The sequence below is a fragment of the Streptomyces cinerochromogenes genome (genome assembly GCF_014648635.1).
GTDB classification, from domain to species: Bacteria; Actinomycetota; Actinomycetes; order Streptomycetales; family Streptomycetaceae; genus Streptomyces; species Streptomyces cinerochromogenes.
Map to the genome: position 1 here is coordinate 270,997 of NZ_BMRM01000005.1, position 23,465 is coordinate 294,461.

Annotated in this window: 17 protein-coding genes and 2 pseudogenes; 9 read left to right on the top strand and 10 right to left on the bottom strand. The window is 74.0% G+C overall.

What is annotated here, in order from left to right; genetic code table 11:
* The first annotated feature begins 97 nt into the window (after positions 1 to 97).
* On the top strand, positions 98 to 2,884 hold the full coding sequence (locus IEZ20_RS12400) for a bifunctional acetate--CoA ligase family protein/GNAT family N-acetyltransferase (protein ID WP_189297571.1): 2,787 nt from the start codon (positions 98 to 100) through the stop codon (positions 2,882 to 2,884).
* A gap of 131 nt (positions 2,885 to 3,015) precedes the next feature.
* On the opposite strand, the gene IEZ20_RS12405 is transcribed toward IEZ20_RS12400, so the two are convergent.
* Entirely contained in the window at positions 3,016 to 4,773 is a 1,758-nt protein-coding gene (locus IEZ20_RS12405) for a GAF domain-containing sensor histidine kinase (RefSeq protein WP_189297573.1), read from the bottom strand.
* A gap of 319 nt (positions 4,774 to 5,092) precedes the next feature.
* Between IEZ20_RS12405 and IEZ20_RS12410 the strand changes: the two genes are divergently transcribed.
* Entirely contained in the window at positions 5,093 to 5,503 is a 411-nt protein-coding gene (locus tag IEZ20_RS12410) for a pyridoxamine 5'-phosphate oxidase family protein (protein WP_229896032.1), read from the top strand.
* An 18-nt stretch (positions 5,504 to 5,521) separates the two neighbouring features.
* Here IEZ20_RS12410 and IEZ20_RS12415 read toward each other — a convergent pair whose 3' ends face one another.
* Complete coding sequence (locus IEZ20_RS12415) at positions 5,522 to 6,238, bottom strand: response regulator (protein WP_189297577.1); 717 nt, start codon at positions 6,236 to 6,238, stop codon at positions 5,522 to 5,524.
* Positions 6,239 to 6,472: 234 nt separating this feature from the next.
* On the opposite strand from IEZ20_RS12415, the gene IEZ20_RS12420 reads away from it, so the two are divergent.
* Positions 6,473 to 7,867, top strand: a complete 1,395-nt coding sequence (locus IEZ20_RS12420) for a PhoX family protein (protein WP_189297579.1) — start codon at positions 6,473 to 6,475, stop codon at positions 7,865 to 7,867.
* Positions 7,868 to 8,074: 207 nt separating this feature from the next.
* Here the strand turns inward: IEZ20_RS12420 and IEZ20_RS39625 are convergent.
* From IEZ20_RS39625 to IEZ20_RS12440, 5 genes and pseudogenes are all read right to left on the bottom strand, one after another.
* Positions 8,075 to 8,302, bottom strand: a pseudogene (locus IEZ20_RS39625) (hypothetical protein); the annotation flags it as partial.
* A 6-nt stretch (positions 8,303 to 8,308) separates the two neighbouring features.
* Positions 8,309 to 8,827: a copper chaperone PCu(A)C gene (locus IEZ20_RS12425; protein ID WP_189297581.1), complete on the bottom strand. Its 519-nt coding sequence runs from the start codon at positions 8,825 to 8,827 to the stop codon at positions 8,309 to 8,311.
* Positions 8,824 to 11,385, bottom strand: a complete 2,562-nt coding sequence (locus IEZ20_RS12430) for a heavy metal translocating P-type ATPase (RefSeq protein WP_189297583.1) — start codon at positions 11,383 to 11,385, stop codon at positions 8,824 to 8,826. The genes IEZ20_RS12425 and IEZ20_RS12430 overlap by 4 nt, the downstream gene beginning before the upstream one ends.
* Positions 11,385 to 11,621 carry a hypothetical protein gene (locus IEZ20_RS12435; RefSeq protein WP_189297585.1) on the bottom strand — a complete coding sequence of 79 codons (237 nt, stop codon included), beginning with the start codon at positions 11,619 to 11,621 and terminating at the stop codon, positions 11,385 to 11,387. The genes IEZ20_RS12430 and IEZ20_RS12435 overlap by 1 nt, the downstream gene beginning before the upstream one ends.
* Positions 11,622 to 11,733: 112 nt before the next feature.
* Positions 11,734 to 12,429: a type 1 glutamine amidotransferase domain-containing protein gene (locus tag IEZ20_RS12440; RefSeq protein ID WP_189297587.1), complete on the bottom strand. Its 696-nt coding sequence runs from the start codon at positions 12,427 to 12,429 to the stop codon at positions 11,734 to 11,736.
* A 277-nt stretch (positions 12,430 to 12,706) separates the two neighbouring features.
* Here IEZ20_RS12440 and IEZ20_RS12445 point away from each other — a divergent pair, with 277 nt between their 5' ends.
* The 4 genes from IEZ20_RS12445 to IEZ20_RS12460 all read left to right on the top strand — a co-directional run bounded on the left by IEZ20_RS12445 (position 12,707) and on the right by IEZ20_RS12460 (position 18,045).
* Complete coding sequence (locus tag IEZ20_RS12445) at positions 12,707 to 14,077, top strand: hypothetical protein (RefSeq protein WP_189297589.1); 1,371 nt, start codon at positions 12,707 to 12,709, stop codon at positions 14,075 to 14,077.
* 197 nt (positions 14,078 to 14,274) lie between these two features.
* The gene (locus tag IEZ20_RS12450; protein ID WP_189297591.1) at positions 14,275 to 15,231 is read left to right on the top strand and encodes an alpha/beta fold hydrolase; all 957 of its coding nucleotides are present in this window, start codon (positions 14,275 to 14,277) and stop codon (positions 15,229 to 15,231) included.
* A 132-nt stretch (positions 15,232 to 15,363) separates the two neighbouring features.
* Positions 15,364 to 16,680 carry a phosphatase PAP2 family protein gene (locus IEZ20_RS12455; RefSeq protein WP_229896049.1) on the top strand — a complete coding sequence of 439 codons (1,317 nt, stop codon included), beginning with the start codon at positions 15,364 to 15,366 and terminating at the stop codon, positions 16,678 to 16,680.
* A 333-nt stretch (positions 16,681 to 17,013) separates the two neighbouring features.
* Positions 17,014 to 18,045, top strand: a complete 1,032-nt coding sequence (locus IEZ20_RS12460) for a fatty acid desaturase family protein (RefSeq protein WP_189297595.1) — start codon at positions 17,014 to 17,016, stop codon at positions 18,043 to 18,045.
* A gap of 13 nt (positions 18,046 to 18,058) precedes the next feature.
* On the opposite strand, the gene msrA is transcribed toward IEZ20_RS12460, so the two are convergent.
* Complete coding sequence (gene msrA / locus IEZ20_RS12465) at positions 18,059 to 18,580, bottom strand: peptide-methionine (S)-S-oxide reductase MsrA (RefSeq protein WP_189297596.1); 522 nt, start codon at positions 18,578 to 18,580, stop codon at positions 18,059 to 18,061.
* 238 nt (positions 18,581 to 18,818) lie between these two features.
* On the opposite strand from msrA, the gene IEZ20_RS12470 reads away from it, so the two are divergent.
* On the top strand, positions 18,819 to 20,879 hold the full coding sequence (locus IEZ20_RS12470; RefSeq protein ID WP_189297820.1) for a galactose-binding domain-containing protein: 2,061 nt from the start codon (positions 18,819 to 18,821) through the stop codon (positions 20,877 to 20,879).
* Positions 20,827 to 20,976, top strand: a pseudogene (locus IEZ20_RS39630) (hypothetical protein); the annotation flags it as partial. The gene IEZ20_RS12470 and the pseudogene IEZ20_RS39630, both read left to right, overlap by 53 nt.
* Here IEZ20_RS39630 and IEZ20_RS39635 read toward each other — a convergent pair.
* Both IEZ20_RS39635 and IEZ20_RS12480 read right to left on the bottom strand, forming a co-directional pair.
* Complete coding sequence (locus IEZ20_RS39635) at positions 20,964 to 21,116, bottom strand: hypothetical protein (protein WP_229896051.1); 153 nt, start codon at positions 21,114 to 21,116, stop codon at positions 20,964 to 20,966. The pseudogene IEZ20_RS39630 and the gene IEZ20_RS39635 overlap by 13 nt on opposite strands.
* Positions 21,117 to 21,182: 66 nt before the next feature.
* Positions 21,183 to 23,252, bottom strand: a complete 2,070-nt coding sequence (locus IEZ20_RS12480) for a SpoIIE family protein phosphatase (protein WP_189297598.1) — start codon at positions 23,250 to 23,252, stop codon at positions 21,183 to 21,185.
* Positions 23,253 to 23,465: the final 213 nt, after the last annotated feature.

Below are 23,465 nucleotides of genomic sequence, written 5' to 3' on the forward strand. Positions count from 1 at the left end.
GGGGACGTCCGGCCCCGCGGGATGCCCGGCCGGCCCCTGGGCCCCGTCCGGCCGGACGGCGGACGCTGGCCGCACCGCCCCGGAGGGAGACGCCCCGATGCCCGACACCCGGCCCGCGCCGACACCCGCCCAGCCCGTGCCCGTCCACGTCCGGCAGACACCCGTACACGCCGAGCAGACACCCGTACACCCCCGGCGAACGCCCGTACACGCCGAGCAGACGCCCCCGCGGACGCCCGCAGACGTCCAGCAGGCGCCCGCGCCCGCCCGTCACGCGCCCGTGCACGCGCTGCTCGCGGACGGCACCACCGTCCGGATCCGGCGGGCCGGCCCCGAGGACCACGACGCGGTGCTGGCGCTGTACGAGGCGATGTCCCCGGACAACCTCCGGCTGCGGTTCTTCAGTCTCAGCCGGGTCTCCGTCCAACGGGCCGCCCACCGCGCGACCGCGCCCGGGCGGCCCGGGCACCGCACCCTGCTCGCCGAGCACGCCGGCCGCCTGGTGGGTCTGGCGGAGTACGACGGTCCGCCCGGCGGCACCACGGCCGACGCGGCCCTGGCCGTCGCCGACGACTGGCACCACCGCGGCGTCGCCACCCTGCTGCTCGAACACCTCGCGGACGCCGCACGCACGGCCGGCATCACGGCGTTCACCGCCGACGCCCTGGCCGAGAACCGCGAGGTCCTGAAGGTCTTCCACGACCTCGGACTGCGGGTGACGCGCCACTACGACGGACCGGAGGTGCACTGTGTCGTCGAACTCACCGAGGACGAGGACTACCTGCGCGCCGTGGAGGCACGCGCCGGCCGCGCCGGGGTGGCCAGCCTGCGACCGCTGCTGCGTCCCCGGTCCGTGGTGGTGATCGGCGCCGGCCGCGGGCCCGGTTCCGCGGGCCGGGCCGTCCTGCGCACCATCCGTCGCGGCGGCTTCACGGGCCGCCTGTTCGCCGTGCATCCCGGGGCGCACGCGCTGTGCGGGGTGCCCGCCCACCCCTCCGTCGCCGCGCTGCCGGTCGTGCCCGACCTGGCGGTGATCGCCGTACCCGCCGCGGCCGTGCCCGGGGCCGCCGAGGAGTGCGGCCGAGCGGGGGTGCGCGCCCTGCTCGTCGTGTCCGACGGGCTCGACGCCCGCCTCTCGAACGCCCTGATGGAGGTGTGCCGCGGCCACGGGATGCGGCTGCTCGGCCCCCACTCCCTCGGCCTCGCCACCACCGACGACGGCATCCGGCTGAACGCCACCCTCACCACCGGCCCCCCCGGGCCCGGCACCGCCGGGGTGGCCGTGCAGTCCGGCGGCGTCGGCATCGCCCTGCTCGACGGTCTGGCGCGGCTCGGCATCGGCCTGTCGGAGTTCGTCTCGCTCGGCGACAAGTACGACGTCAGCGGCAACGACCTGCTCCAGTGGTGGGAGGCCGACGGCCGCACCGGCCTCGCGGTGCTGCACCTGGAGTCCTTCGGCAACCCGCGCGCCTTCTCCCGTACCGCCCGCCGGGTGGCCCGGGCGATGCCGGTGCTGACCGTGGACGCCGGCCGTTCCGAGCCGGGCCGCGCCGTGACCCGGCAGGCCTTGTTCGCCCAGGCCGGGATCACCGCCACCCGAACGGTCGCCGAACTCCTCGACACCGCGGCCCTGCTGCACGCGCAACCGCTGCCGCACGGCACACGGGTCGCCGTCGTGAGCAACGCGCGCGGGCTGGGCGTGCTGGCCGCCGACGCCTGCGCGGACGCCGGACTGAGCGTGCCGCCGCTCGACGCGGCCCTGGCGGCGGAGCTGCGGGACCTGCTGCCCGAGGGGGCCGCCGCCGGGAACCCGGTGGACGTCACGGCCGCCGTCGGCGAGGAGCGGTTGCTGGCCTGCGTCGAACGCCTGGCCCGGCACGACGGCGTCGACGCGGTCCTGGTCACCCTGGTGCCGACGGCGGTCGCCGCGGCGACCGGTGACGATCCGCTCCGCGCGCTGACGGAGCTGCCCTTCCCGCTCCCCCGCCCGGTGGTCGCGGTGCTGCCCGCGCAGGCGGCCCGGGTGGAGCTGCGGCGGTCACGGGGCGGCACGCCGCTGCCCGTCCACTCCGACGCCGCGGACGCCGCCCGCGCCCTCGCCCACGCCGCCCGGCGGGCCGCCTGGCTGTCCCAGCGGCCGGACACCTCACCGGAACCGGTCGAGGCCGACACCGGCAGGGCCAGGCGGCTCGTCGCCGCCTGGCTGGAGGAGCATCCCGCGGGCGGCCGGCTCGACCCGCGCGACACGGCCGCGCTCCTCGCCTGCTACGGCATCCCGCAGCCGCCCTGGGCCTGGGCGCGCGACGAGGACGAGGCGGTGCGGGCCGCGGAGCGGCTCGCGGGGGCCGACGGGCGGGTGGTGCTGAGGGCGTACGTGCCGGGGCCGCCGCCCCGGGACGAACGGGGTGCCGTCCCTCTCGACGTGCACGGTGCCGCGCGCATCAGGGCCGCCCACCGGGACCTGGTCACCCGCTTCGGCGACCTGCTGGCCGGCGTGGTGGTCCAGCCGCCCGCCGACCGGGGCACCGAGCTGTTCGCCGGGGTCGTCCAGGACGAGGTCTTCGGCCCGCTGGTGGTCTACGGCCCCGGCGGCGCGGCGGCGGAGCCGCTCGCCGGCCACGCCGTACGGCTCGCCCCGCTCACCGGCCGCGACGCGCACGACCTGGTGACCGCACCCGGCCTTCCGGCCGCGCCCGCCGCGCACACCGCCCGCCTGGAACAGCTCCTGCACCGCCTGTCCCGGCTCGCCTGCGACCTGCCCCACGTGACGGAGGCCGCCCTCGACCCCCTCCTGGCCGGACCCCACGGCGTCCACGCCCTGAACGCCCGGATCCACCTCACCCCCCACCGCCCGAACGACCCGTACCTCCGCCGCCTGCGCTGACAGGGCCGACCCGTCATGCCCCGCCGCTCGCGCCGGGCCGCAGCGGGTCCGCGGACCGGCCCGCCGCGCCCCCCCTGCGCTGCCCGCCCCCGACCGGCCCCACGCCGCCTGCGCTGACAGGGAGTCGGCTCTCAGGCCTCTGTCCTGGCGCCGGACTTGGCCTCGCCCGCGCCCAGAGGCGCGTGCCAGACCAGTCGGGTGCCGCCCGTCGGCGGACGGTCGAGTCGCATGTCGCCGCCGAGTCCGCGCGCCCGCTCCGTGAGGTTGCGCAGACCGCTGCGGCGGCCCTCGGGCGGGATGCCTACGCCGTCGTCGGTGACCGTGAGGCGGACCTCGCGGCCGTCGGTCCGGAGGACCACGTCGGCGCGGCCGGCGCGGGCGTGCCGGGCGATGTTGGTGAGGGACTCGGCCAGGACGGCCACGACGTGGTCGGCGGTCTCCTGCGGCACGTGCGTGTCGAGCAGCCCCTCCATCCGGACGCTGGGCGCGAAGCCCAGTACGGGCGCCGCCTGGCCGACCACCCGCACCGCGCGGGCCCGCAGCCCCGGCGCCTCGTCGCCCTCGCGGGTGCGCAGGCCGAAGATCGTCGACCTGATGATCTTGATGGTCTCGTCGAGGTCGTCCACGGCCCGCCGCACCCGCTCCGAGGCCTCGGCGTGCTGGATGAACCGGCCCGCGCTCTGCAGCGTCATCCCCGTCGCGAACAGCCGCTGGATGGCCAGGTCGTGCAGGTCCCGGGCGATCCGGTCGCGGTCCTCCAGCAGCGCGATCTGCTCGGCGTCCCGGCGGCGCTCGGCGAGTTCCATCGCGACGGCGGCCTGCGCGGCGAACCCCTTCAGCAGCTCCGTCTCCTTCTCGGAGAAGTCACTCGCCCCCGACTCCCGCACCAGCAGCACCACGCCCCGCATCCGGTCCTCCCGGCCGATCGGCACGGCGACGGCCGGGCCCAGGCCGGCGAACCGCCGAGGGCCCGCGGTGACCCGCTCGTCGCGCGAGACGTCCGGGCTGCTGACCGGCGCGCCGAGGGCGAAGGCCCGTCCCGTGAGGCTGCCGTCGACGGGCAGCACCAGGCCGCGGTGTGCCTCCGCCTCCCGGCCGAGGGCCAGTTCCACCGCGAGGGTGCCGGTGTCCTTCACGGGGGTCGCCACCGTGGCGAGCGCCGCGCCGGTGATGTCCCGCGCCCGCTCCGCGATCAGCCCCAGCGCCTCGTGCTGGCCCGCGCCGGACATCAGGGTGCTGCTGATCTCCGCGCTCGCCTCCAGCCAGCGCTCCCGCAGCCGGGACTCCTCGTACAGGCGGGCGTTGTCGATCGCCACGCCCGCCGCCACGGCCAGCGTGGACAGCAGCGACTCGTCGTCCTCGTCGAACTGCCGCCCGCCCCGCTTCTCGGTCAGGTAGAGATTGCCGAAGACCTGGTCGCGCACCCGGATGGGAACGCCGAGGAAGCTGTTCATCGGCGGATGGTTGGGCGGGAAGCCGTACGACGCGGCGTGCTCGGAGAGCTTGGCCAGCCGCAGCGGCACGGGGTGGCGGATCAGTTCGCCCAGGATGCCGCGGCCGTCGGGGAAGCGGCCGATGCGGGCGATCTCCTCGTCGCCGACGCCGACCGTGATGAACGCCGAGAGCCGCCTGCCGTCCGAGCCGATCACGCCGAGCGCCGCGTACTCGGCGTCGACCAGGGCCGCGGCGGCCTCCACGATGCCGCGCAGCGCCTGTTCCAGGTCGAGTTCGCGGCCGACGGAGAGCACCGCCTCCAGCAGGCTGTGCACCCGGTCCTGGGTGCCGCGGGCCGCGTCCAGACGGGCCTGAAGCTCGTCCAGCAGTTCGTCCAGCCTCAGCTGGGGCAGCCGCACGCCCCGTGCCGCGCGCCCGTCCTCGGAGCTTCCCACTGCCGTTCCTCCAGCCCCGTCCCCGCGTACAACCGCCCCACCGGGACTCACGTTAGCGGGCCGCGGGCCGGGGGGACGACACGGGATCGCGCGTACGGCTGCCCGGCGGCCGGGCAGCCGGACAGCGGGGTGATCGGGCTCGGGACGCCGGCAGCCGATGCCGCCGCGGGCGGCGGTGTCGCTGATGTCGCGGGCCGGGACTGATGCTGCGGCCGTTGCCGCCGCCCTGCGGAGCCGTTGCCGCGGCTGCGGCGGCCGCCCCCTGGACAGGGCCGGTCGGCCCTATCCCGTCCGGGGTGCCCGCGCGGACGATGGCCTGGTGCTTCGGAACGGCGACTTTCACACGCTCGACCGACGGGCCTGCCTGCGCCTGCTGGGCGGGGTGCCGGTCGGCCGTGTCGTGTACACCCAGCAGGCGCTGCCGGCCGTGCTGCCGGTCAACTTCCGCCTGGACACGGACTCCTCGGTGGTGCTGCGGACCGCGGCCGGCTCGGAGCTGGTGCGCGCGGTCGACGGTGCCGTGGTCGCCTTCGAGGCGGACGAGTTCGACGCGGTGACCCACTCCGGCTGGAGCGTGGTCGTGACCGGCCGGGCCGCGCTGGTGACGGACCCCGCCGAGCACGAACGCCTCGCACGGTACGGCCCCGACTCCTGGATGCCGGTCGGGGACGGGGTGTTCGTACGGATCGAGTCGGACATGGTCACCGGGCGCCGGCTGTCCGGCACGTGAGCGCGGGGTGCCGGCGGCTCAGCGCCCTTCGGCGTGTCCCTGGGCGTGTCCTTCGGCCCGCAGGCGGTCCTGGGCCTGGGTGGCGATGACGGCGGCCTGGACCCGGCGCTCGACGCCGAGCTTGGCCAGCAGCCGGGAGATGTGGTTCTTCACCGTCTTCTCGGCGAGGTACAGCCGCCCGCCGATCTCCCGGTTGGTCAGGCCCTCGCCGATGAGGGCCAGGATCTCCCGCTCCCGCGCGGTCAGCCCGGGCAGGGCGTCCGGCTCGGTCTCCTTCTCCCGGCCGTCCCGCAGTCGGGCCATGAGCCTGGTGGTGGCGCTCGGGTCCAGCAGGGACTGCCCCGCGGCCACCGTGCGCACCGCCGAGACCAGGCCGGAGCCCTGGATCTGCTTCAGGACGTAGCCGGACGCACCGGCCATGATCGAGTCGAGCAGGGCCTCCTCGTCGTCGAACGAGGTCAGCATCAGACAGGCCAGCTCCGGCAGCTGCGAACGCAGTTCCCGGCAGGCGGTCACCCCGTCGCCGTCGGGCAGCCGGACGTCGAGCACCGCGACGTCGGGGCGCAAGGCGGGGACACGCGCCAGGGCCTGCGCGACGGTGGCCGCCTCGCCGGTCACCGTGATGTCCGGCTCGTCGTCCAGCAGGTCGCGCACCCCGCGCCGCACCACCTCGTGGTCGTCCAGGAGGAAGACCCGGATGGGGTGGTCGGGTCCGGCCTGCTCGCGCTCCGCCATGGGTCGCTCCTTGTGACACGTTCGGTTCTCCTCGGTGATCCTTCCCCCTCCGAGGGACCAAGGACCAGGGCCGATCGGCCCTGCCTGGCACGGCGGTCCGCCGCCGCCGGCGCGTGGCGCGGCGGCGCCGGCCGGAGGGGACACGGGCTACGCGCGTGGTTCCCGTGGCCCGGACCAGGTGATAGACACAGCGGGATCACAGTTCCTGTCCGCCAGCAGGAAGGTTGCTGCCGCATGTCTGCAACACGCCGTCAGATCCTGGCCAAAGCAAGTGCCCTGGGAGCGGGCATCGCCTTCACCGGAGCCCTGTCCGAGCTCTTCGCGGGCACCGCCGCCGCGCTGGGCCCGGGTCGCACCGGCTACGGCCCGCTCGTCCCCGATCCGAACGGCCTGCTCGATCTGCCGAAAGGTTTCCGCTACACCGTGCTCTCCCGCGAGGGCGACCAGCTCCGCTCCGGAGAGGGCCTTGTCCCCTCGAACCACGACGGCATGGCCGCCTTCGCCGGCAGAGCCGGCCGTACGCACCTCGTCCGCAACCACGAGAACCGCGTCACCGCGCGGATCCCGGTACCGACCGTCAGCGGTCTCACCTACGACCCGGCGGGCAAGGGCGGCTGTACGGCCCTGACCCTCGACGCCGACGACCGCGTGCTGTCCGAGCGGGTCGCCATCGCCGGTACGGCCGTCAACTGCGCGGGGGGCCGCACTCCGTGGGGCACCTGGCTGACCTGCGAGGAGACCGAGGACAGGGCGGGAACCAACGGCTACACCAAGGACCACGGCTTCATCTTCGAGGTCCACCCCACCGACCCGCACCGCACCGGCGCCGTCCCGCTGACCGCGATGGGCCGCTTCCAGCACGAGGCGATCGCGGTCGACCCGCGCAGCGGCGTCGTGTACGAGACGGAGGACGCGTTCCTCAAGCCGTTCGGCCTGTTCTACCGCTTCCTCCCGCACAAGCCGCTGGGCGGCGTCGGTTCGCTGCGCGCGGGCGGCCGGCTCCAGGCGATGCGGGTGCCCGGCGTACCGGACCTGTCCACGATCCAGGAGACCGGCGCGCACTTCGACGGCGTGGAATGGGTGGACGTACCCGACCCGCTGGCCGCCGCCACCCCCACCCGCCTGCAGGACTACGGCCCGCGGGGCATCACGCACGCGCAGAAGCTGGAGGGCTGCTACTGGGGCGGCTCCTGCGTGTACTTCGTGTCGTCCTTCGCCCGCAGCGCGGAGGGTTCGGCGGCCGACCACTACGGCCAGATCTGGCGCTACGACCCGCGGCGGCGCCGCCTGACGCTGGTCGTCGTCTTCGGCCCGGCCACGGACGTGCAACTGCCCGGCGAGTCCCCGGACAACATCTGCCTCGCCCCGAGCGGCGGCCTGATGGTGTGCGAGGACGGCAACGGCGCACAGCACGTCTTCGGCGTGACGCGCACCGGCGAGGTGTACGCGATGGCCCGCAACCGACAGGTCCTCACGTCGGCCGCCGCCGCGGCGGCGGGCGGAACCCCCGCGGCGCCGGAATGGGGCGAGTTCGCCGGGGTCGCCTTCTCCCCCGACGGCGGGACGATGTACGTCAACTGCTACACGCCCGGCACCACCTTCGCGGTGACCGGGCCCTGGCGGGGATAGCGCTCCTGCCCGAAGTGGCTCGGCCCGCCGTCGCGCAGGACCGGGCGGCCGAGCCGGGCGGCCCGGGCACGCGGCGGCAGGGTCCAGGTGCCGTCGGCACGGCGCAGGTCCGCCGCGTGCCAGGGCGTGGTCCAGGCGTCGGGGGCGTCGAGGAGGCGGATGCCGAACTTGGGGACATGCCGAACGACGAGGTGCCACCACCCATGGGTGCAGGACGGTCTGTACGGCGAGCACGACGGTCACGATCAGCGGCAACCCGCGCTCACGGCCCGCCAGGCACCAGCCCAGGGAACCGGTCGCGGCGAACCCGGCGGCCGGCGCCCGGGCGGGCACACGGCTTCCGGACATGAGGACGTGGCCGAGGACGCCGAGCAGCACACAGACGGCGGCGAACACCGCGGCCCGTACCGTACGAGAACACCACCCGGCAGTCATGTTTCGTCAGGAAGCGCTGTCGGCCGGGCGGATCACAACGGCTGTCGTCCTGATCGTCCCGCTGTGCTCGAAGCGCAGGGTGAACGGCACGACGTCCCCGGCCTTCCACCCCTTCCCCGCCCGGAGCGTCACGTCGACGCCGGCCGGTGACATGAGGACGGCCCCGCCGGCCGGAACGGTCACCGAGTCCACGCTCTGCCGGTAGGCGGCACCGCTGCCGGACATGCGGTGGCGGCTGAGCGCGACCTCGCCGCCGGTCGCGGCGGAGGTCACCTCGACCAACCGGTCGTCGGCGCCGCCGGAGTTGAGGAGCGAGAAGAACGCGGCGGTCTCCGTCGTACCGCCGTAGGGCAGGAGGACACGTCCGGGAGCCACCTGGACCCTGGGCGGACTGCCCGCCTGCCCGGCCGTGACCCAGAGGGTCAGGCCGGCGAGGGCGAGGCCGAACGCGGCCACGGGGGCGAGAGCGGCGCGCAGAGCGTCCGCCGGGCGACGGCGGGCCGGCCGCCGGGGGCTCGTGGTCATCGGCCGGGCCTCCCCCGGACGGGCGACGGCTGCCAGGCGCGCAGCCGCAGGCTGTTGCCGACCACCAGCAGGGAGCTCACCGACATCGCGGCCGCGGCCGGCATCGGGGCGAGCAGGCCGACCATGGCCGGCGGCACGGTCACGAGGTTGTAGCCGAAGGCCCAGGCGAGGTTGGCGCGGATGGTGCGCAGGGTGCGCCGGGCCAGCCGGACGGCGTCCGCCAGGGCCTCGATGTCACCGCGCACCAGGGTCACGTCGGCGGCCCCGATGGCGACGTCCGTGCCGCTGCCCATGGCGATACCGAGGTCGGCCGCGGCGAGGGCGGCGGCGTCGTTCACGCCGTCGCCGACGACCGCGACCCTGTGGCCCTGCGCCCGCAGCTCGCGGACGAGGCGGGCCTTGTCCTCGGGGGTGCGGCGGGCGTGCACCTCGTCGATGCGCAGGGCGGCGGCGACGGCCCGGGCGGGCGCCTCCCGGTCACCGGTGGCCAGCACCGGACGCACACCGAGGCGCCGCAGCCGGTCCACGGCCCGGTAGCTTCCGGCTCGTACGACGTCTCCGACCGCGATCAGGGCTTCGGCCCTGCCGTCCACCCGGACCAGGACCGGGGTGTGGGCGGCGGCCTCCGCCACGGCCAGCGCCTCGCCCAGGACCGGAGGCAGCGCGCCGCCGTCCGGCAACCCGCCGGCCGCCAACTCACGGCCCGACAAGGCACCGTCGGACGAGGCACCGTCGGACGAGGCACCATCGGACAAGGCGTCACCTGACAACACCCCGCCCCACAACGCGCCGTCGGACGAAGCGCCACCCGACAACGCGCCACCCGACAAAGCACTGTCGGACAACACGCCGCCCGCCAAAGCACCGTCGGACAAGGCGCCACCCGGCAAGGCGGCATCCGACGAACCGCCACCTGACAACGCGCCGTCCGGCAACCGCCGCCCGCCCCCCGGCTCCCCGTCGGTCAACATCGCCCCCGGTGCGACGACTTCGACCCACCGGCCCTCGACCCGCCCGCGCACACCCGCTCCCGGCTCCGCGGTGAAGTCGCTCACGTCCGGCAAGGGCCGGCCGCGCAGGAGCTGTCGGGCGTGGGCGGTGACGGCCCGGCCGAGGGGGTGCTCGGAGCCCTGTTCCACCGCTGCGGCCAGCCGCAGCACCGTGTCCCGTCCGAGGCCGTCGGCCGTGACGGTGACCCGGGTGACGGTCATGTGTCCGGAGGTGAGCGTGCCGGTCTTGTCGAGGACCACGGTGTCGATGTGCTGAAGTCCCTCCAGCGCCTGTGGCCCGCGCACCAGGACGCCGAGCCGGGCGCCGCGTCCGGTCGCGGCCATCAGCGCGGTCGGGGTGGCGAGGCCGAGCGCGCACGGGCAGGCCACGACGAGGACGGCGACGCTCGCGGTGACGGCGGCCTGCGGATCGGCTCCGGCGCCGAGCCAGAACCCGAGGGTGGTGACGGCCAGGGCCAGGACGACCGGAACGAAGACGCCGGCCACCGAGTCGGCCAGCCGTTGCGCCCTCGCCTTCCCGGCCTGGGCGTCGGTCACCAGCCGGGCGATGCGGGCGAGCCGGGTGTCGGCGCCCACCGCGGTGGCCCGGACGGCGAGCAGCCCGCCGGCGTTGACGGCCCCGCCGACCACCGTGGCGCCCGGCCGCACATCGACGGGCTCGCTCTCGCCGGTGACCAGGGACAGGTCCACCGCCGAACGCCCCTCCACCACCTCGCCGTCGGTGGCCACGCGCTCCCCGGGACGGACGACGAAGACCTGCCCCACCGCCAACCGCTCGACGGGGACGAGGTGTTCGGTTCCGTCCCGGCGTACCGACACCTCCTTGACCGTCAGTTGTGCCAGCGACCTGAGGGCCGCCCCGGTTCCGCGCCTGGCCCTGGCCTCCAGGAAGCGTCCCGTCCGTACGAACAGGGGGACACCGACGGCCGCTTCGAGATAGAGGTGGGCCGCGCCGTCCGAGGCGGTGGGCACCAGGCTGAACGGCATCCGCATGCCCGGGGCCCCGGCACCGCCGAGGAAGAGCGCGTACGCCGACCAGGAGAAGGACGCCACGACCCCCAGGGAGACCAGCGTGTCCATGGTGGCCGCCGGGTGGCGCAGCCCGCGCACCGCCCGCGCGTGGAACGGCCACGCGCCCCACACCGCGACCGGGGCGGCCAGCGCGAAGCACAGCCACTGCCAGTTCCGGAACTGGAGCGCGGGCACCATCGACAGCACCAGCACGGGCACGGCGAGCAGTGCCGTGACCAGCAGCCGTATCCGCTCCTCCCGGCCCTCCCCGGACTCCTCCCCGCCGTGCCGCTGTCCGGGCGGTCGGGGCAGGGCGGCCGTGTAGCCGGCCTGCTCGACCGCCGCGACGAGTTCCTCCAGACCGATCCCTGGCGGATGGCTCACCCGGGCCCGCCCGGTGGCCAGGTTGACGCCGGCCGTGACCCCGTCGAGCCTGCCGAGCTTCCTCTCGACACGCCTGACGCAGGCCGCGCAGGTCATGCCGCCCACGGTCAGGTCGGTGGTGACCAGGTCTGCCGCCACCGGCTCCGCGCCCATCAGCGGTCTCCCCCGTGCATGCCGCCCATGTCCGCGGTCCCGCCGCCCGCACCGCCGCCCCGGTGTGTGCCGGTGTCCTGCATCCCGGGTGCCACGGGGCCGGAGGCCGCCCCGGCGGCGTACGCCGCCGCGCCCATCAGCGCGAGCAGCAGGAGGAAGCCGCACAGGGCGGGCGGGGGCAGCACCTTCCGCAGCGGCGCACGCACGCCGGAGGAGGCTTCTCGCAACTCGTCCATCACCGGTCCCCGATCACGTCGTACGGCATCGGCGGGATCGAGCCGTACCGGTTCAGGAGTCGGCGCGCTCCGGGGACGAGTTCCGGGCGAGGGGTGTGGTGCGTGTCACGGCTCAGCCCAGCTGCTTGAGCAGCTCGGTGGCGACCGGGCCCGAGGAGGCCGGGTTCTGGCCGGTGACCAGGGTGCGGTCGACCACCACGTGGGGCGCCCACGGCTCGCCGACCCGCACCTGCACGCCGGCCTCGGTGAGGCGGTCCTGCAGCAGCCACTTGGCGTTGCCGGCGAGGCCGGCCTGGGTCTCCTCGGCGTTGGTGAACGCGGCGACCTCATAGCCGGCGAAGGCGTTGGTGCCGTCCTCGCGGGTGGCGGCGAGCAGCGCGGCGGAGGCGTGGCAGACCACGCCGAGCGGCTTGCCGGCGGCGAGGGCGTCGATCAGCAGGCCGCCGGAGGCGGTGTCGACGGCGAGGTCCTCCATGGGGCCGTGGCCGCCGGGGTAGAAGACGGCGGCGTAGGCGTCGAGGTCGACGTCCTCCAGCCGGACCGGGTGCCGCAGCTCGGTCATGGCGGCGAGCCGGGCCGCGATGCTGTCGGCGTTCGCCTGGCCGCCGTTGACCTCGGCGGCGAGGCTGCCCTTGTCGACGGTGGGGACGACGCCGCCGGGGGTGGCGACGACGATCTCGTATCCGGCTGCCTTGAACGCCTCGTAGGGGGTGACGGCCTCCTCGGCCCAGAAGCCGGTGGGGTGTTCGGTCCCGTCGGCCAGCGTCCAGTGGTCGGCGCCGGTCATCACGAAGAGGATCTTCGACATGGTGTTTCTTCCCAGGGGTGGCGGACGTGGTGCCGTACCGGACGGGGTGAGTAGCGGACCGTCGGTGCGGCGATGCCCTCGAACGTACGGCGCTCCGCCATTGCTTTCCAATGAGGAACCGAATATCCGGCATAGGGAATCCTATGGGTGGCTCCTCGGCGGCCGTACGTCGAGCGGGCCCGGTGATGAGGGGCGGCAGGCGACGGCCTACCGTCGGAAGGAGAAGGACCGCGGCACCGTCCCGTCGAGGGAGGCAGACGTGGAGTGCGGTTCGGGAGTGATCCTGCGTGACCTGTGGCCCCGGCTGCCGGGTGGGGTCCGCTCGGCGCTGCTGCGGTGCGGCTGCGAGGCCGGCCGCTGGGTCCTGGACGCGTCGCCGAGCCACTGGGAGGCGCTGCGCCCGCTGGTGTTCTCCGCGGCGGACTACCACCGGTTCGGCGCGCTCGCGGCGGGCGTGCTCCGGTGCGCTCTCCTCGCGTGCGGGCGCCGGGCGGGGACCGCCGGCGAGCTGTGCGGGGCGCTGCACGACCGCCCCGGGCTGCCGCTCCTCGACCCGGCGCAACCACTGTCCGACCCGGCTCTGCTGCGCATGGCCCGGCCCGACGCGCTGCTGGTGGGCGGTACGCCGTGGTTCGTGGAGCTGAACATCGGGCCGAACATCTACGGGGTGCCGGGCCTGGAGGACCGGGGTGCGGCGTTCGCCCGCAGCCTGCCGGACGGCACCCTCGCCGAGCCCCCGTCGACCCTGCGCGCCCGGGCGGCCGCGCTGGCCGGGGCCGTAGCGACGCCGGACGGCAGGCGTGGCCGGGTACTCGTCCCGACCTGGCGGGCGACCTCGGGCCTCGCGGCGAAGCTGGACGGCGCCCCGGCCCTGCGCCGCTGTCTCCGGCCGGCCGCGGAAGCCGCTCGTGCTGCGGGCCTGGACGTGTCCGTCGCGGACCTGTCCGAGGTGCGCGGCGGTGCCGGCGGGCTGTGGGCGGGTGAGGACCGCGTCGATGTGGTGTTCAACCAGTTCGCCGGCCGGGTGCTGGCGGACGGCGGAGCCCGCGGCGTCCTGCGCGCGGCGGTCCTGGCCGGCGCCGTGCGGCTGTTCGTCCCGGAGGCGTCGTGCCTGCTCAGCACGAAGCAGGTGCTGGCCTGGATGCACGAGGACGTGGACCTGTACGAGCCCGCGGACCGTGCGCTGATCCTGCGGCACGTGCCGTGGACGGCGTGGCTGGGCCCCGGGCAGTCCGCCGAGCGGCGCCGCCGCGTCCTGGACCGGGCCGTGCGGGAGAGGACCGGCCTCGTCGTCAAACCCTCGTGCGGCCACGGGGGCGCGGGCTTCGTCGCCGGGACCGGGGTCACGGACCGGGACTGGCTCGACCTGCTGACGCGGCGATCCGCCGAGGAGACGCTCGTCCTGCAGCGCCGGCTCGTGCCCGACGTGACGGGGATGCGGTTCCGGAGCCTCGACGGAGCCCGGGCTGCGGCCCGGGTGCCGTTCGTCCTCTCCCCGTTCCTGGTGGACGGCCGTGTCGCGGGCGCCCACGTCCGGCACCCGGGCCCGGGGACGCACTCCGCGGCGGAGCCGGTGAACACCGCGGCGGGAGCCGTCTCCAACACGGTGCTGCTGCTCCCGGACACCGCACGGCGGCCTCCGCGGTGACCCGCGACGGCCCAGGTCACCGGGGGCGCCCGGTTCGCCGACCGCTGGGCACCGCGGTTCGGACGCCGGTCCACCGGCCCACCGGGCCCACCACGACACCGGCCCACCGGGCAGCGGGGCACCAGCCCGCGGGAAGGCGCCACGTCCGCGATGTCCACTGACCGTCGGAAGATCGCCACCACGCGTACGCTCTGCCCATGATCGAGCATCGCATCGTGGACGTGAACGGCATCCGGCTGCACATCGCCGAGCAGGGCAGCGGCCCCCTGGTGGTGCTGCTGCACGGCTTCCCCGAGTCCTGGCACTCCTGGCAGCACCAGTTCGGTCCGCTCGCCGACGCGGGCTTCCGCGTGGTCGCCCCCGACCAGCGCGGGTACGGGCGGAGCGACCGCCCCGAGGCCGTCGACGCGTACACGATCCTCCACCTGGTGGGCGATGTCGTCGGGCTGATCCACGCGCTCGGCGAGGAGAAGGCGTACGTCGTGGGGCACGACTGGGGTGCCCCGGTCGCCTGGCACACCGCGCTGCTGCGGCCGGACGTGGTGCTCGGGGTGGCCGGCCTGAGCGTGCCGCCGCCGTTCCGCGGGACGCAGCCGCCGCTCGCCGCCATGGAGGAGCGGTTCGACGGCCGGTTCTACTGGAACTACTTCAGCCGCCCCGGCGTCGCCGACGCCGAGTTCGCGAGGGACACGCGCACCACGTTGCGGAAGTTCTTCTACTGGGCTTCCGGGGACGCTCCCGACGCCGGCTCGGGACGGCAGCCGCTGGTCGACCCCGAGCGCGGCTGGCTCGCGACCATGCCGGATCCGGAGGTGCTGCCGGAGTGGTTCACCGAGGAGGACCTGGACGCGCTCACCGAGAGCTTCTCGCACGGCTTCACCGGGGCTCTCAACTGGTACCGCAACCTCGACCGCAACTGGGAGCTGACCGCCGCCTGGCACGGCGCCGTCGTCACCCCGCGCGCCCTGTACGTCTACGGCGACCGCGACCTCGTCCCCGCTTTCCCCGGCACCCCGGAACTCATCGCGAGGCTGCCCGAGCTGATGCCCAACCTGTGGCGGGCGCCCCTGAAGCTGGAGGGCTGCGGGCACTGGACCCAGCAGGAACGCCCGCGCGAGGTGAACGAAGCCCTCATCGACTTCCTCAGGGCCTGAGCCCGTACCCCTCCGATAACATCATCGAACGCACACGAAGAGTGACCTGTTTGCTTACAACCGACAAAACGGCCAAAACAATTGATAAATAGACCATCGCGGGCGTTTTCGCGAATAAACGACAGAACCGATATCGCGGTGTGGCGCCGGCCACGAACCGTCCTGTGGGCCGTCGCGGCAGTGGTGACCCTGGGTTTCCTCATCGCGCTGGAGATCGCCGCGCGCCACTACGGCATGCCGGGACCGATCACCAACCAGGCGAAGGAGGTGGTGTTCGCCCCCAAGTCAGGGCCGCTGCTGTACGCCAGCATGGCGCTGATGATGGTGGTGCTCACCTGGCGGGAGCGGTTCATCGCGGCCGGGATCGCGGTCGGCATCGACATCGTCTTCTTCCTGGTGCGGTGGGCGGTCGACGCCAAGACGCCGCCGCACAGCGGCCACCCCTTCGGCAACGGCGCGTTGTGGGTGCTTCTGGGCTACGCGGTGATCGCGCTCACGCGCCGCGCCGGCCGGGAACGCGTGCTGCTGCTGAAGGGCGTCGGGCTGGGCCTGCTGCTGGTGGCCGGCCGCAAGACCGGTGACACCTGGCTGCTCATCACGTCGAAGACCCGCCCGACGGTGCTCGACCAGTACGTGGCGACCGCCGACCACGCGCTGGGCAACCCGTCCTGGCTGGTGGGGCGGTTGGTCGAGGCCACCGGCACGGTCGGCGCCCACGTCCTCGACTACGTCTACATCCAGCTCGCGGTGGCCGCGGTCGTCGTCGCGCTGTACCAGCTGCGCCATGTGGCCGTCGAGCGCCGCTTCCCGGACCACCACCTGGTGCGCACCTTCCTGGTGATCGGCCTGCTCGGGCCGGGCATCTACATGATCTTCCCGGTGGTGGGCCCGATCTTCGCGTACGGCGCCGACGGCGGGCACTGGGCGGTGGCCGCCCTGTGGCCGAACACACCGTCGCCGGTCACCGTCCCGCACGCCATGCCGTTCGACGGGATCACCCCGCGCAACTGCATGCCCAGCCTGCACACCGCGTGGGCCACCGCGATCTTCATCCACTCCCGCAAGGGGCCCCGCGTCCTGCGGTTCGCCGGCACGTTCTGGCTGATCGCCACCCTCGGCGCGACCCTGGGCTTCGGCTACCACTACGGCGCGGACATCCTCGCCGGTGTGGTGTTCACGCTCACGATCGAGGCGGCGCTGCGCTCGCTCGCACGCGGCTGGGACCGGTCGGGGACCCAGCTGGTCGCCCACGGCGCGACGGTCTTCACCGCGCTCCTGGTGTCGTACCGCTACCTGCCGTTGCAGATGGCCCAGCACGCGTGGCTCTTCGGGCCGCTCCTCGTGCTCGCGGTGGCCTCGGTGGTCCACGCCTACGTACGCGCCACCCGGCTGTGGGAACCGAAGGCCGCGCCGGCCCTGCAACCGGAACCGCAGCCCGAACCGGTGTGAGCCGGTCCGGCGCGCCGGTGCCGGGCACCGCGTCCGTGCGCCCCTGTGCAGATTTGGCCCCCGCTGGTCCGCCGCCCCGGGACCGGCGGACCAGCGCCACCAAGGGCGCCGTCGCGGGGTGATAGGGAACCTACGCCTCCGCCGGGCGGGGTGGAAGACCTGGAGATGTGGTCCAGGTCACGCTCGCCGGGCGGGGTGCCGGGGGCCCGCCGCGGGCCGAGGTCACGGACGCGTCCGGGGGAAAACCCCCGCCCGGGGGTGGGGGCGGGCCTTGTCCGCAGACGGTGGCTGGCAGGCTTCTTCGGGGGTACGGCCGTCCCGAGAATTCTCGGCATGACGATCTCTCCTGACGCCCCCGTCGCGACCGGCAGCGACTTCGCCGGGCTGGCCCGGCGGATCACCGAGGCCGGCCTGCTGGAGCGGCGCCCCGGCTACTACACGGTGCGGCTCGCCCTCGTGACCGGCTCCTTCGCCGCCGGCTGGGCGGCCTTCTTCGCCCTGGGCGACACCTGGTGGCAACTGGCCGTGGCCGCCTTCCTCGCCCTGGTGTTCGGGCAGGTCGCCCTGGTCGCCCACGACCTGGCGCACGGTCAGGTCTTCCGGCGGCGCCGGCACGGCGAGATCGGGGGGCGGCTGTTCGGCAATCTCGGCATCGGCATGAGCTACGGGTGGTGGATGAACAAGCACACCCGCCACCACGCGCACCCCAACCACGAGGAACTCGACCCGGACGTCGCCCCGGACATCCTGGTGTGGTCCGCGGACCAGGCCCGCGCCAGCCGGGGGCCGGCCCGCCTCCTCGGAGGCCACCAGGCGCTGCTGTTCTTCCCGTTGCTGACCCTGGAGGGCTTCAACCTGCACGTCGCGAGCGTGCGGGCGCTGCGCTCACCGTTCGTGAAGAACCGTGTGCTGGAGGGCGCGCTGCTCCTGCTGCACTTCGCCGCCGTGCTCTCCGCCCTGTTCCTGGTGCTCCCGCCGGGCAAGGCGGTGGCGTTCCTCGCCGTGAACCAGTGCCTGTTCGGCGTCTACCTGGGCTGCACCTTCGCCCCCAACCACAAGGGCATGCCGACGCTCACCGGTGACCAGCGGCTCGACTTCCTGCGCCGCCAGGTCCTGACCTCCCGCAATGTGCGCGGCGGCCGGTTCACCGACGTGATGCTGGGCGGGCTCAACTACCAGATCGAGCACCATCTGTTCCCGGGCATGCCCACGGTCCACCTGCGCCGGGCGCAGGTGATCGTGCGGCGGTACTGCGCTGAGATCGGGGTGCCGTACCACGAGACCGGACTGATCCGCTCCTACCGCGAGGCGCTGGCCCACCTGCACCGCGTGGGGGAGCCGATCAGGCGGCGGCGCAGGGGGTGAGCGGCGGGGCGCCTCAGCCCGTCGGGGACGAGGCCCGGCGCGGCAGCTTCCAGCCGGGGCGCGGGAAGTGGCAGGTGTAGCCGTCCGGATAGCGCTCCAGGTAGTCCTGGTGCTCCGGCTCGGCCTCCCAGAAGTCGCCCACGGGCTCGACCTCGGTGACCACCTTGCCCGGCCACAGACCGCTCGCCTCGACGTCCGCGATGGTGTCCAGGGCGACGCGGTGCTGTTCCTCGTCGGTGTAGAAGATGGCGGAGCGGTAGCTGCGCCCGATGTCGTTGCCCTGGCGGTCCTTCGTCGTCGGGTCGTGGATCTGGAAGAAGAACTCCAGGATGTCGCGGTAGCTGGTGGCCGCGGGATCGAAGAGGATCTCGATGGCCTCGGCGTGGTCGCCGTGGTTGCGGTAGGTGGCGTTCGGCGTGTCGCCGCCGCTGTACCCGACGCGGGTGGACACCACGCCCGGCTGCTTGCGGATCAGGTCCTGCATGCCCCAGAAACAACCGCCCGCGAGTACGGCCCGCTCGGTCTCCGATGTCATCGGTCGCTCCCTCACCCTCGAGCCGTTGTCCGGCGCGGTCTTCTACGTACGGTTCTCACGTCCCTCCAGCTTATTACTACGCGGGAGTAACCGGAGAGCGGGCCGGGCAGCCTCCCCGCGACCGTCCCCGCGGGCCCGAGTCTTGACTCGTAAGGCGGCACCACCCATCCTCATGGCGCACAGTTTACGCAGACATGACAAACAGGTTCCCGCCGACCGAGGGACGTGGGCCGTGGCCATGACCAGCCGCCCGTACCGCCGACGCACAGACGTCACCGTAGTGTCGCTGCTCCTCCTCGTCCTGGCCGCCGTGCTCGGCCCCACCCCGAGTTCGGCGGCCGGAAACGACTGGTGGGTCCCGAGCGCACGGCCCTCACCGGACTCCGGGATCGGCGTCACCGGCGAGCCGTTCACCGGCACGGACGCCCAGGGCGAGGTGCGCGGGTTCGTGGACGCCCACGACCACCTGTTCGCCAACGAGGCCTTCGGCGGCCGGCTCATCTGCGGCAAGGTCTTCTCCGAGGCCGGGATCGCCGACGCGCTCAAGGACTGCCCCGAGCACTACCCCGACGGCTCGCTGGCCGTGTTCGACTTCATCACCAAGGGCGGTGACGGCCGGCACGACCCGGTCGGCTGGCCCACCTTCAAGGACTGGCCGGCGCACGACTCGCTGACGCACCAGCAGAACTACTACGCATGGGTGGAGCGGGCCTGGCGCGGCGGCCAGCGGGTGCTCGTGAACGACCTCGTCACCAACGGCGTGATCTGCTCGGTGTACTTCTTCAAGGACCGCGGCTGCGACGAGATGACGTCCATCCGGCTCCAGGCGAAGCTGAGTTACGACCTCCAGGCCTACGTCGACCGGATGTACGGCGGACCGGGCAAGGGCTGGTTCCGGATCGTCACCGACAGCGCCCAGGCCCGTGAGGTCGTCCGGCAGGGCAAGCTGGCGGTCGTCCTGGGCGTGGAGACCTCCGAGCCCTTCGGCTGCAAGCAGATCCTGGACGTCCCGCAGTGCGACCGCAAGGACATCGACGCCGGCCTGGACGAGCTGTACGCGCTGGGCGTGCGCAGCATGTTCCTGTGCCACAAGTTCGACAACGCGCTGTGCGGGGTGCGTTTCGACTCCGGCAGCCTCGGAACGGCCATCAACGTCGGGCAGTTCCTGTCGACCGGCACCTTCTGGAAGACGGAGAAGTGCACGGGGCCGCAGGCCGACAACCCCATCGGCTCGGCCGCGGCGCCCGGGGCGGAGGCGAAGCTCCCGGCGGGCGTGAGTGTCCCCTCGTACGACGCGGACGCGCGGTGCAATGTGCGGGGGCTCACCGACCTCGGTGAGTACGCCGTGCGGGGCATGATGAAGCGCAAGATGATGCTGGAGATCGACCACATGAGCGTCAAGGCCGTGGGGCGCGCGCTCGACATCTTCGACTCCGCGTCCTACCCGGGCGTGATCTCCTCGCACAGCTGGATGGACATGAACTGGACCGACCGGGTCTACGGGCTCGGCGGTTTCGTCGCCCAGTACATGAACGGCTCGGAGGGCTTCGTCGCCGAGGCGAACCGCACCAGGTCGCTGCGGGACAAGTACGGCGTCGGCTACGGGTACGGCACGGACATGAACGGCGTCGGCGGCTGGCCGGGGCCCCGGGGCGCGGACGCGCCGAACAAGGTCACCTACCCCTTCCGCAGCGTCGACGGAGGCTCCCTCATCGACCGGGTGACCACCGGTGAGCGCACCTGGGACCTGAACACCGACGGGGCCGCGCACTACGGACTCGTCCCGGACTGGATCGAGGACATCCGGCGCGTCGGCGGCCAGGACGTGGTGAAGGACCTGTTCCGGGGCGCCGAGTCCTACCTCGACACCTGGGGAGCGACCGAGCGGCACCAGGCGGGGGTCGACCTCGCCCAGGGGGCGCCCGCCACGGCCAGTTCCGCGGAGTGGTGGAACCCGTTCACCAGCTACGCCCCCGGTCGCGCCGTCGACGGCACCCGGGACACCCGCTGGGCCAGCGAGTGGAGCGACGGCCAGTGGCTGCGGATCGACCTGGGCTCCACCCACCGGGTCGGCCGGGTCACGCTCGACTGGGAGCGGGCGTACGGGAAGGCGTACGGCATCCAGCTCTCCACGGACGGCACGAACTGGCAGACGGTCTGGTCGACCACCACGGGCGACGGCGGCCTGGACACCGCGCGCTTCCCCGGAACACCGGCGCGCTACGTCCGCGTCACGGGCACGGAACGTGGCACGCAGTGGGGCTACTCGCTGTACGAGGTCGGCGTCCACAGCAGCTGACGAAGGGGCTACGGGGAGCTGCTCGGTCATCTTCAGCAGCAGCGGCGGACCGCTGTTCCGCAAGCTGCCGGGCCGCCGCGGGGTCTACCAGGTGGGCATCGTGTCGTACGGCGACGGCTGCGCCGCCCAGGGCGCTCCGGGTGTGTACACGTACACCGGCTCGGCCGGGCTGTGGGACACGCTGGACGAGTCCGCCCAGGGCAGGAGGGTGAAGCGGCTGCTCGGCCGCCGAGTCACCGCGTTACCGAACCACCGGGTCGCCGAGCCCCTACCGCCTCGGGCACGCCCGGTGTCCCGGCCCGCTCAGGGCCGGGCCCGGGCGATGAGCAGGGCCACGTCGTCGTCGCCGCCGGGCGCCCGGAGCATCCGCAGGATGCGGTCGCAGCTGTCCTGCAGATCACGGCCCCGCGTCGCGGTGAGGGCGTCGAGCAGGGTGCGCAGGCGGGCGTCGATGGGTTCGTTCCGGGTCTCGACCAGACCGTCCGTGTAGAGGACCAGCTCGTCGCCGGGGCGGAAGGGGATGGTGGTGGCCTCGAAGGGGACCCCGCCGACGCCGAGCGGTGCCCCGGTGGGCAGGTCGAGAAGCCGGGCCGGCCGGCCCGGCCGCACCAGGGCCGGGGGCAGGTGACCGGCGAGGCAGATCTCGCACTCGCCGCGGCCGGGGTCGTAGACGCAGTAGATGCAGGTGGTGATGGTCTGCTCGATTCCCTCGGTCAGATGGTCCAGGTGGCGCAGCGCCTCCGCCGGGGGAAGGGCCAGTTCGGCGAACGCCCGGGCGGCGCTGCGGAGTTGTCCCATGGTGGCGGCGGCCGTGATACCGCTGCCCATGACGTCCCCGACGACCAGCGCCGTCTTGTCGTCCCGCAGCGGAACGGCGTCGTACCAGTCGCCGCCGATCTCGCTCGTGGCCCCGGCCGGCTGGTAGCGGCAGGCGACCTCCAGCCCGGGCACGTGCGACGGGGGCTCGGGAAGCAGACTGCGCTGGAGCGTGAGGGCCGCGTGGCGCTGGGCCTGGTACCCGCGGGCGTTGTCGATGCAGACCGCGGCACGCCCGGCCAGCTCCCAGGCGAGGAGCAGGTCGTCGTCGTCGAACGGTGCCCGGTTCCGGGTGCGTTTGAGGTCGAGGGCGCCGAGGACCTCTCCCCGGGCGAGCAGCGGCACCGCCAGGTACGAGTGCACACCGGCCGCCGCGAGATGGGCGGCGGCCTCGCCGTGGCGGGCGATGCGGTCCAGGTCCTCCCGGGTGGTGCGGGGCAGCAGAACCGGTTGGCGGGTGCGTACGCACCGGGTGATCAGCCGGTCGCTGTCGTAGGTGGCGAGTTCCCCCGGCGGGTCGGCGGCCCGGACCGCCTCGGTGGCGTGGGAGGCGCTGATGGCGAGCGCGCGGAAGCGGGCCGGGCCGTCGTCCGACGCGGTGCGGCCGTCCAGGGCGCTGTCGAGGACGTCCACTGCCGCCACGTCGGCCAGGGCCGGCACGACGACCTCGGCCAGCTCGCACGCCGTCGTCTCCAGATCGAGGGTGGTCCCCACGGAGGCGGACGCCCTGGCGATCAGCGCCAGTCGCTGCCGGGCCTGCGCCGCCTCGGCGGCGGCCCGGTGGCGCTCGGTGACGTCGATGACGGAGTAGGCCAGGCCCAGCACGCGCCCGCCGGAGTCCTCCAGCCGGTAGTACGAGACCGACCAGGCGTGCTCGTGGTCCGGGTCGACGGGGGGACGGCAGACGATGTCCCGGTCCACGACCGACTCGCCCGTCTCCAGGACCCGGCGCAGCCGCGCCTCGGGGTCCGTGTCCAGGTAGGTCAGGACCTCGCCGACCGTCCGGCCGAGACGGTCGGCGGCGCACTGGCCGGTGATGCGTTCGAGGGCCGGGTTCACGGCGAGGTAGCGCAGCTGCGGGTCGAGGATCGCGAGCCCGATCGGGGACTGGGACACCAGGCGCATGGCCAGGGCTGCGTCCCGCTCGACCCGTTCCACGGCCGCCTGGTCCGCGGCGAGGCCCAGGACGTAGGTGTCGCCGAGGTCGTCCAGCAGCCGCATGTTGCGGAACTCCACCAGGCGGGTGCTGCCGTCCTTGTGCCGGATCGGGAAGGCCCCGGCCCAGTCGGTGCCGGACTGCATGACCTCGGCGAACAGCTTGATCACTGCGTCCCGGTGCTCCTCGTGGACGGTCAGCGGAGCCGCGTACTGACCGAGCGCCTCCGTCGCGGTGTAGCCGAACAGCTCCTCGGCCTTGGTGCTCCAGAAGACGACCTGCCCGGTCGTGTTCAGCACCACCGCGGCGACGCTCAGCAGGTCGAGCAGCCCGCTGGGCGGCCCGGCCGGGCCTGCCACCGGCCGGGCGTCGCCTGCCCGGGAGGAGTCCGTCGTGCCCATGCCTCATCCTCCCTCCCGCTCGGTGCCACGGCTCGTGCGCTACCGGCGGGCGTTCTCCCCATCCATGGTCGTCCCAGACCGAGGCGGCACAACACCCGGTCCGACTGGTGGACACTCCAGGCATTCCGGACACTCCGGTCCGCCGGGTGGACAGGCCGCGTGACGCGGTCGCGTGCGAAGCTGGAGCGGATCACGAACGCCACGCTTCCCGGC

Coding starts and splice junctions, on each gene's coding strand:
- msrA (WP_189297596.1), bottom strand. CDS start 18,580: ATGACATCGGAGACCGAGCGGGCCGTACTCGCGGGCGGTTGTTTCTGG.
- IEZ20_RS12450 (WP_189297591.1), top strand. CDS start 14,275: ATGATCGAGCATCGCATCGTGGACGTGAACGGCATCCGGCTGCACATC.
- IEZ20_RS12440 (WP_189297587.1), bottom strand. CDS start 12,429: ATGTCGAAGATCCTCTTCGTGATGACCGGCGCCGACCACTGGACGCTG.
- IEZ20_RS12420 (WP_189297579.1), top strand. CDS start 6,473: ATGTCTGCAACACGCCGTCAGATCCTGGCCAAAGCAAGTGCCCTGGGA.
- IEZ20_RS12470 (WP_189297820.1), top strand. CDS start 18,819: ATGACCAGCCGCCCGTACCGCCGACGCACAGACGTCACCGTAGTGTCG.
- IEZ20_RS12430 (WP_189297583.1), bottom strand. CDS start 11,385: ATGGGCGCGGAGCCGGTGGCGGCAGACCTGGTCACCACCGACCTGACC.
- IEZ20_RS12460 (WP_189297595.1), top strand. CDS start 17,014: ATGACGATCTCTCCTGACGCCCCCGTCGCGACCGGCAGCGACTTCGCC.
- IEZ20_RS12415 (WP_189297577.1), bottom strand. CDS start 6,238: ATGGCGGAGCGCGAGCAGGCCGGACCCGACCACCCCATCCGGGTCTTC.
- IEZ20_RS12480 (WP_189297598.1), bottom strand. CDS start 23,252: ATGGGCACGACGGACTCCTCCCGGGCAGGCGACGCCCGGCCGGTGGCA.
- IEZ20_RS12400 (WP_189297571.1), top strand. CDS start 98: ATGCCCGACACCCGGCCCGCGCCGACACCCGCCCAGCCCGTGCCCGTC.
- IEZ20_RS12425 (WP_189297581.1), bottom strand. CDS start 8,827: ATGACCACGAGCCCCCGGCGGCCGGCCCGCCGTCGCCCGGCGGACGCT.
- IEZ20_RS12435 (WP_189297585.1), bottom strand. CDS start 11,621: ATGGACGAGTTGCGAGAAGCCTCCTCCGGCGTGCGTGCGCCGCTGCGG.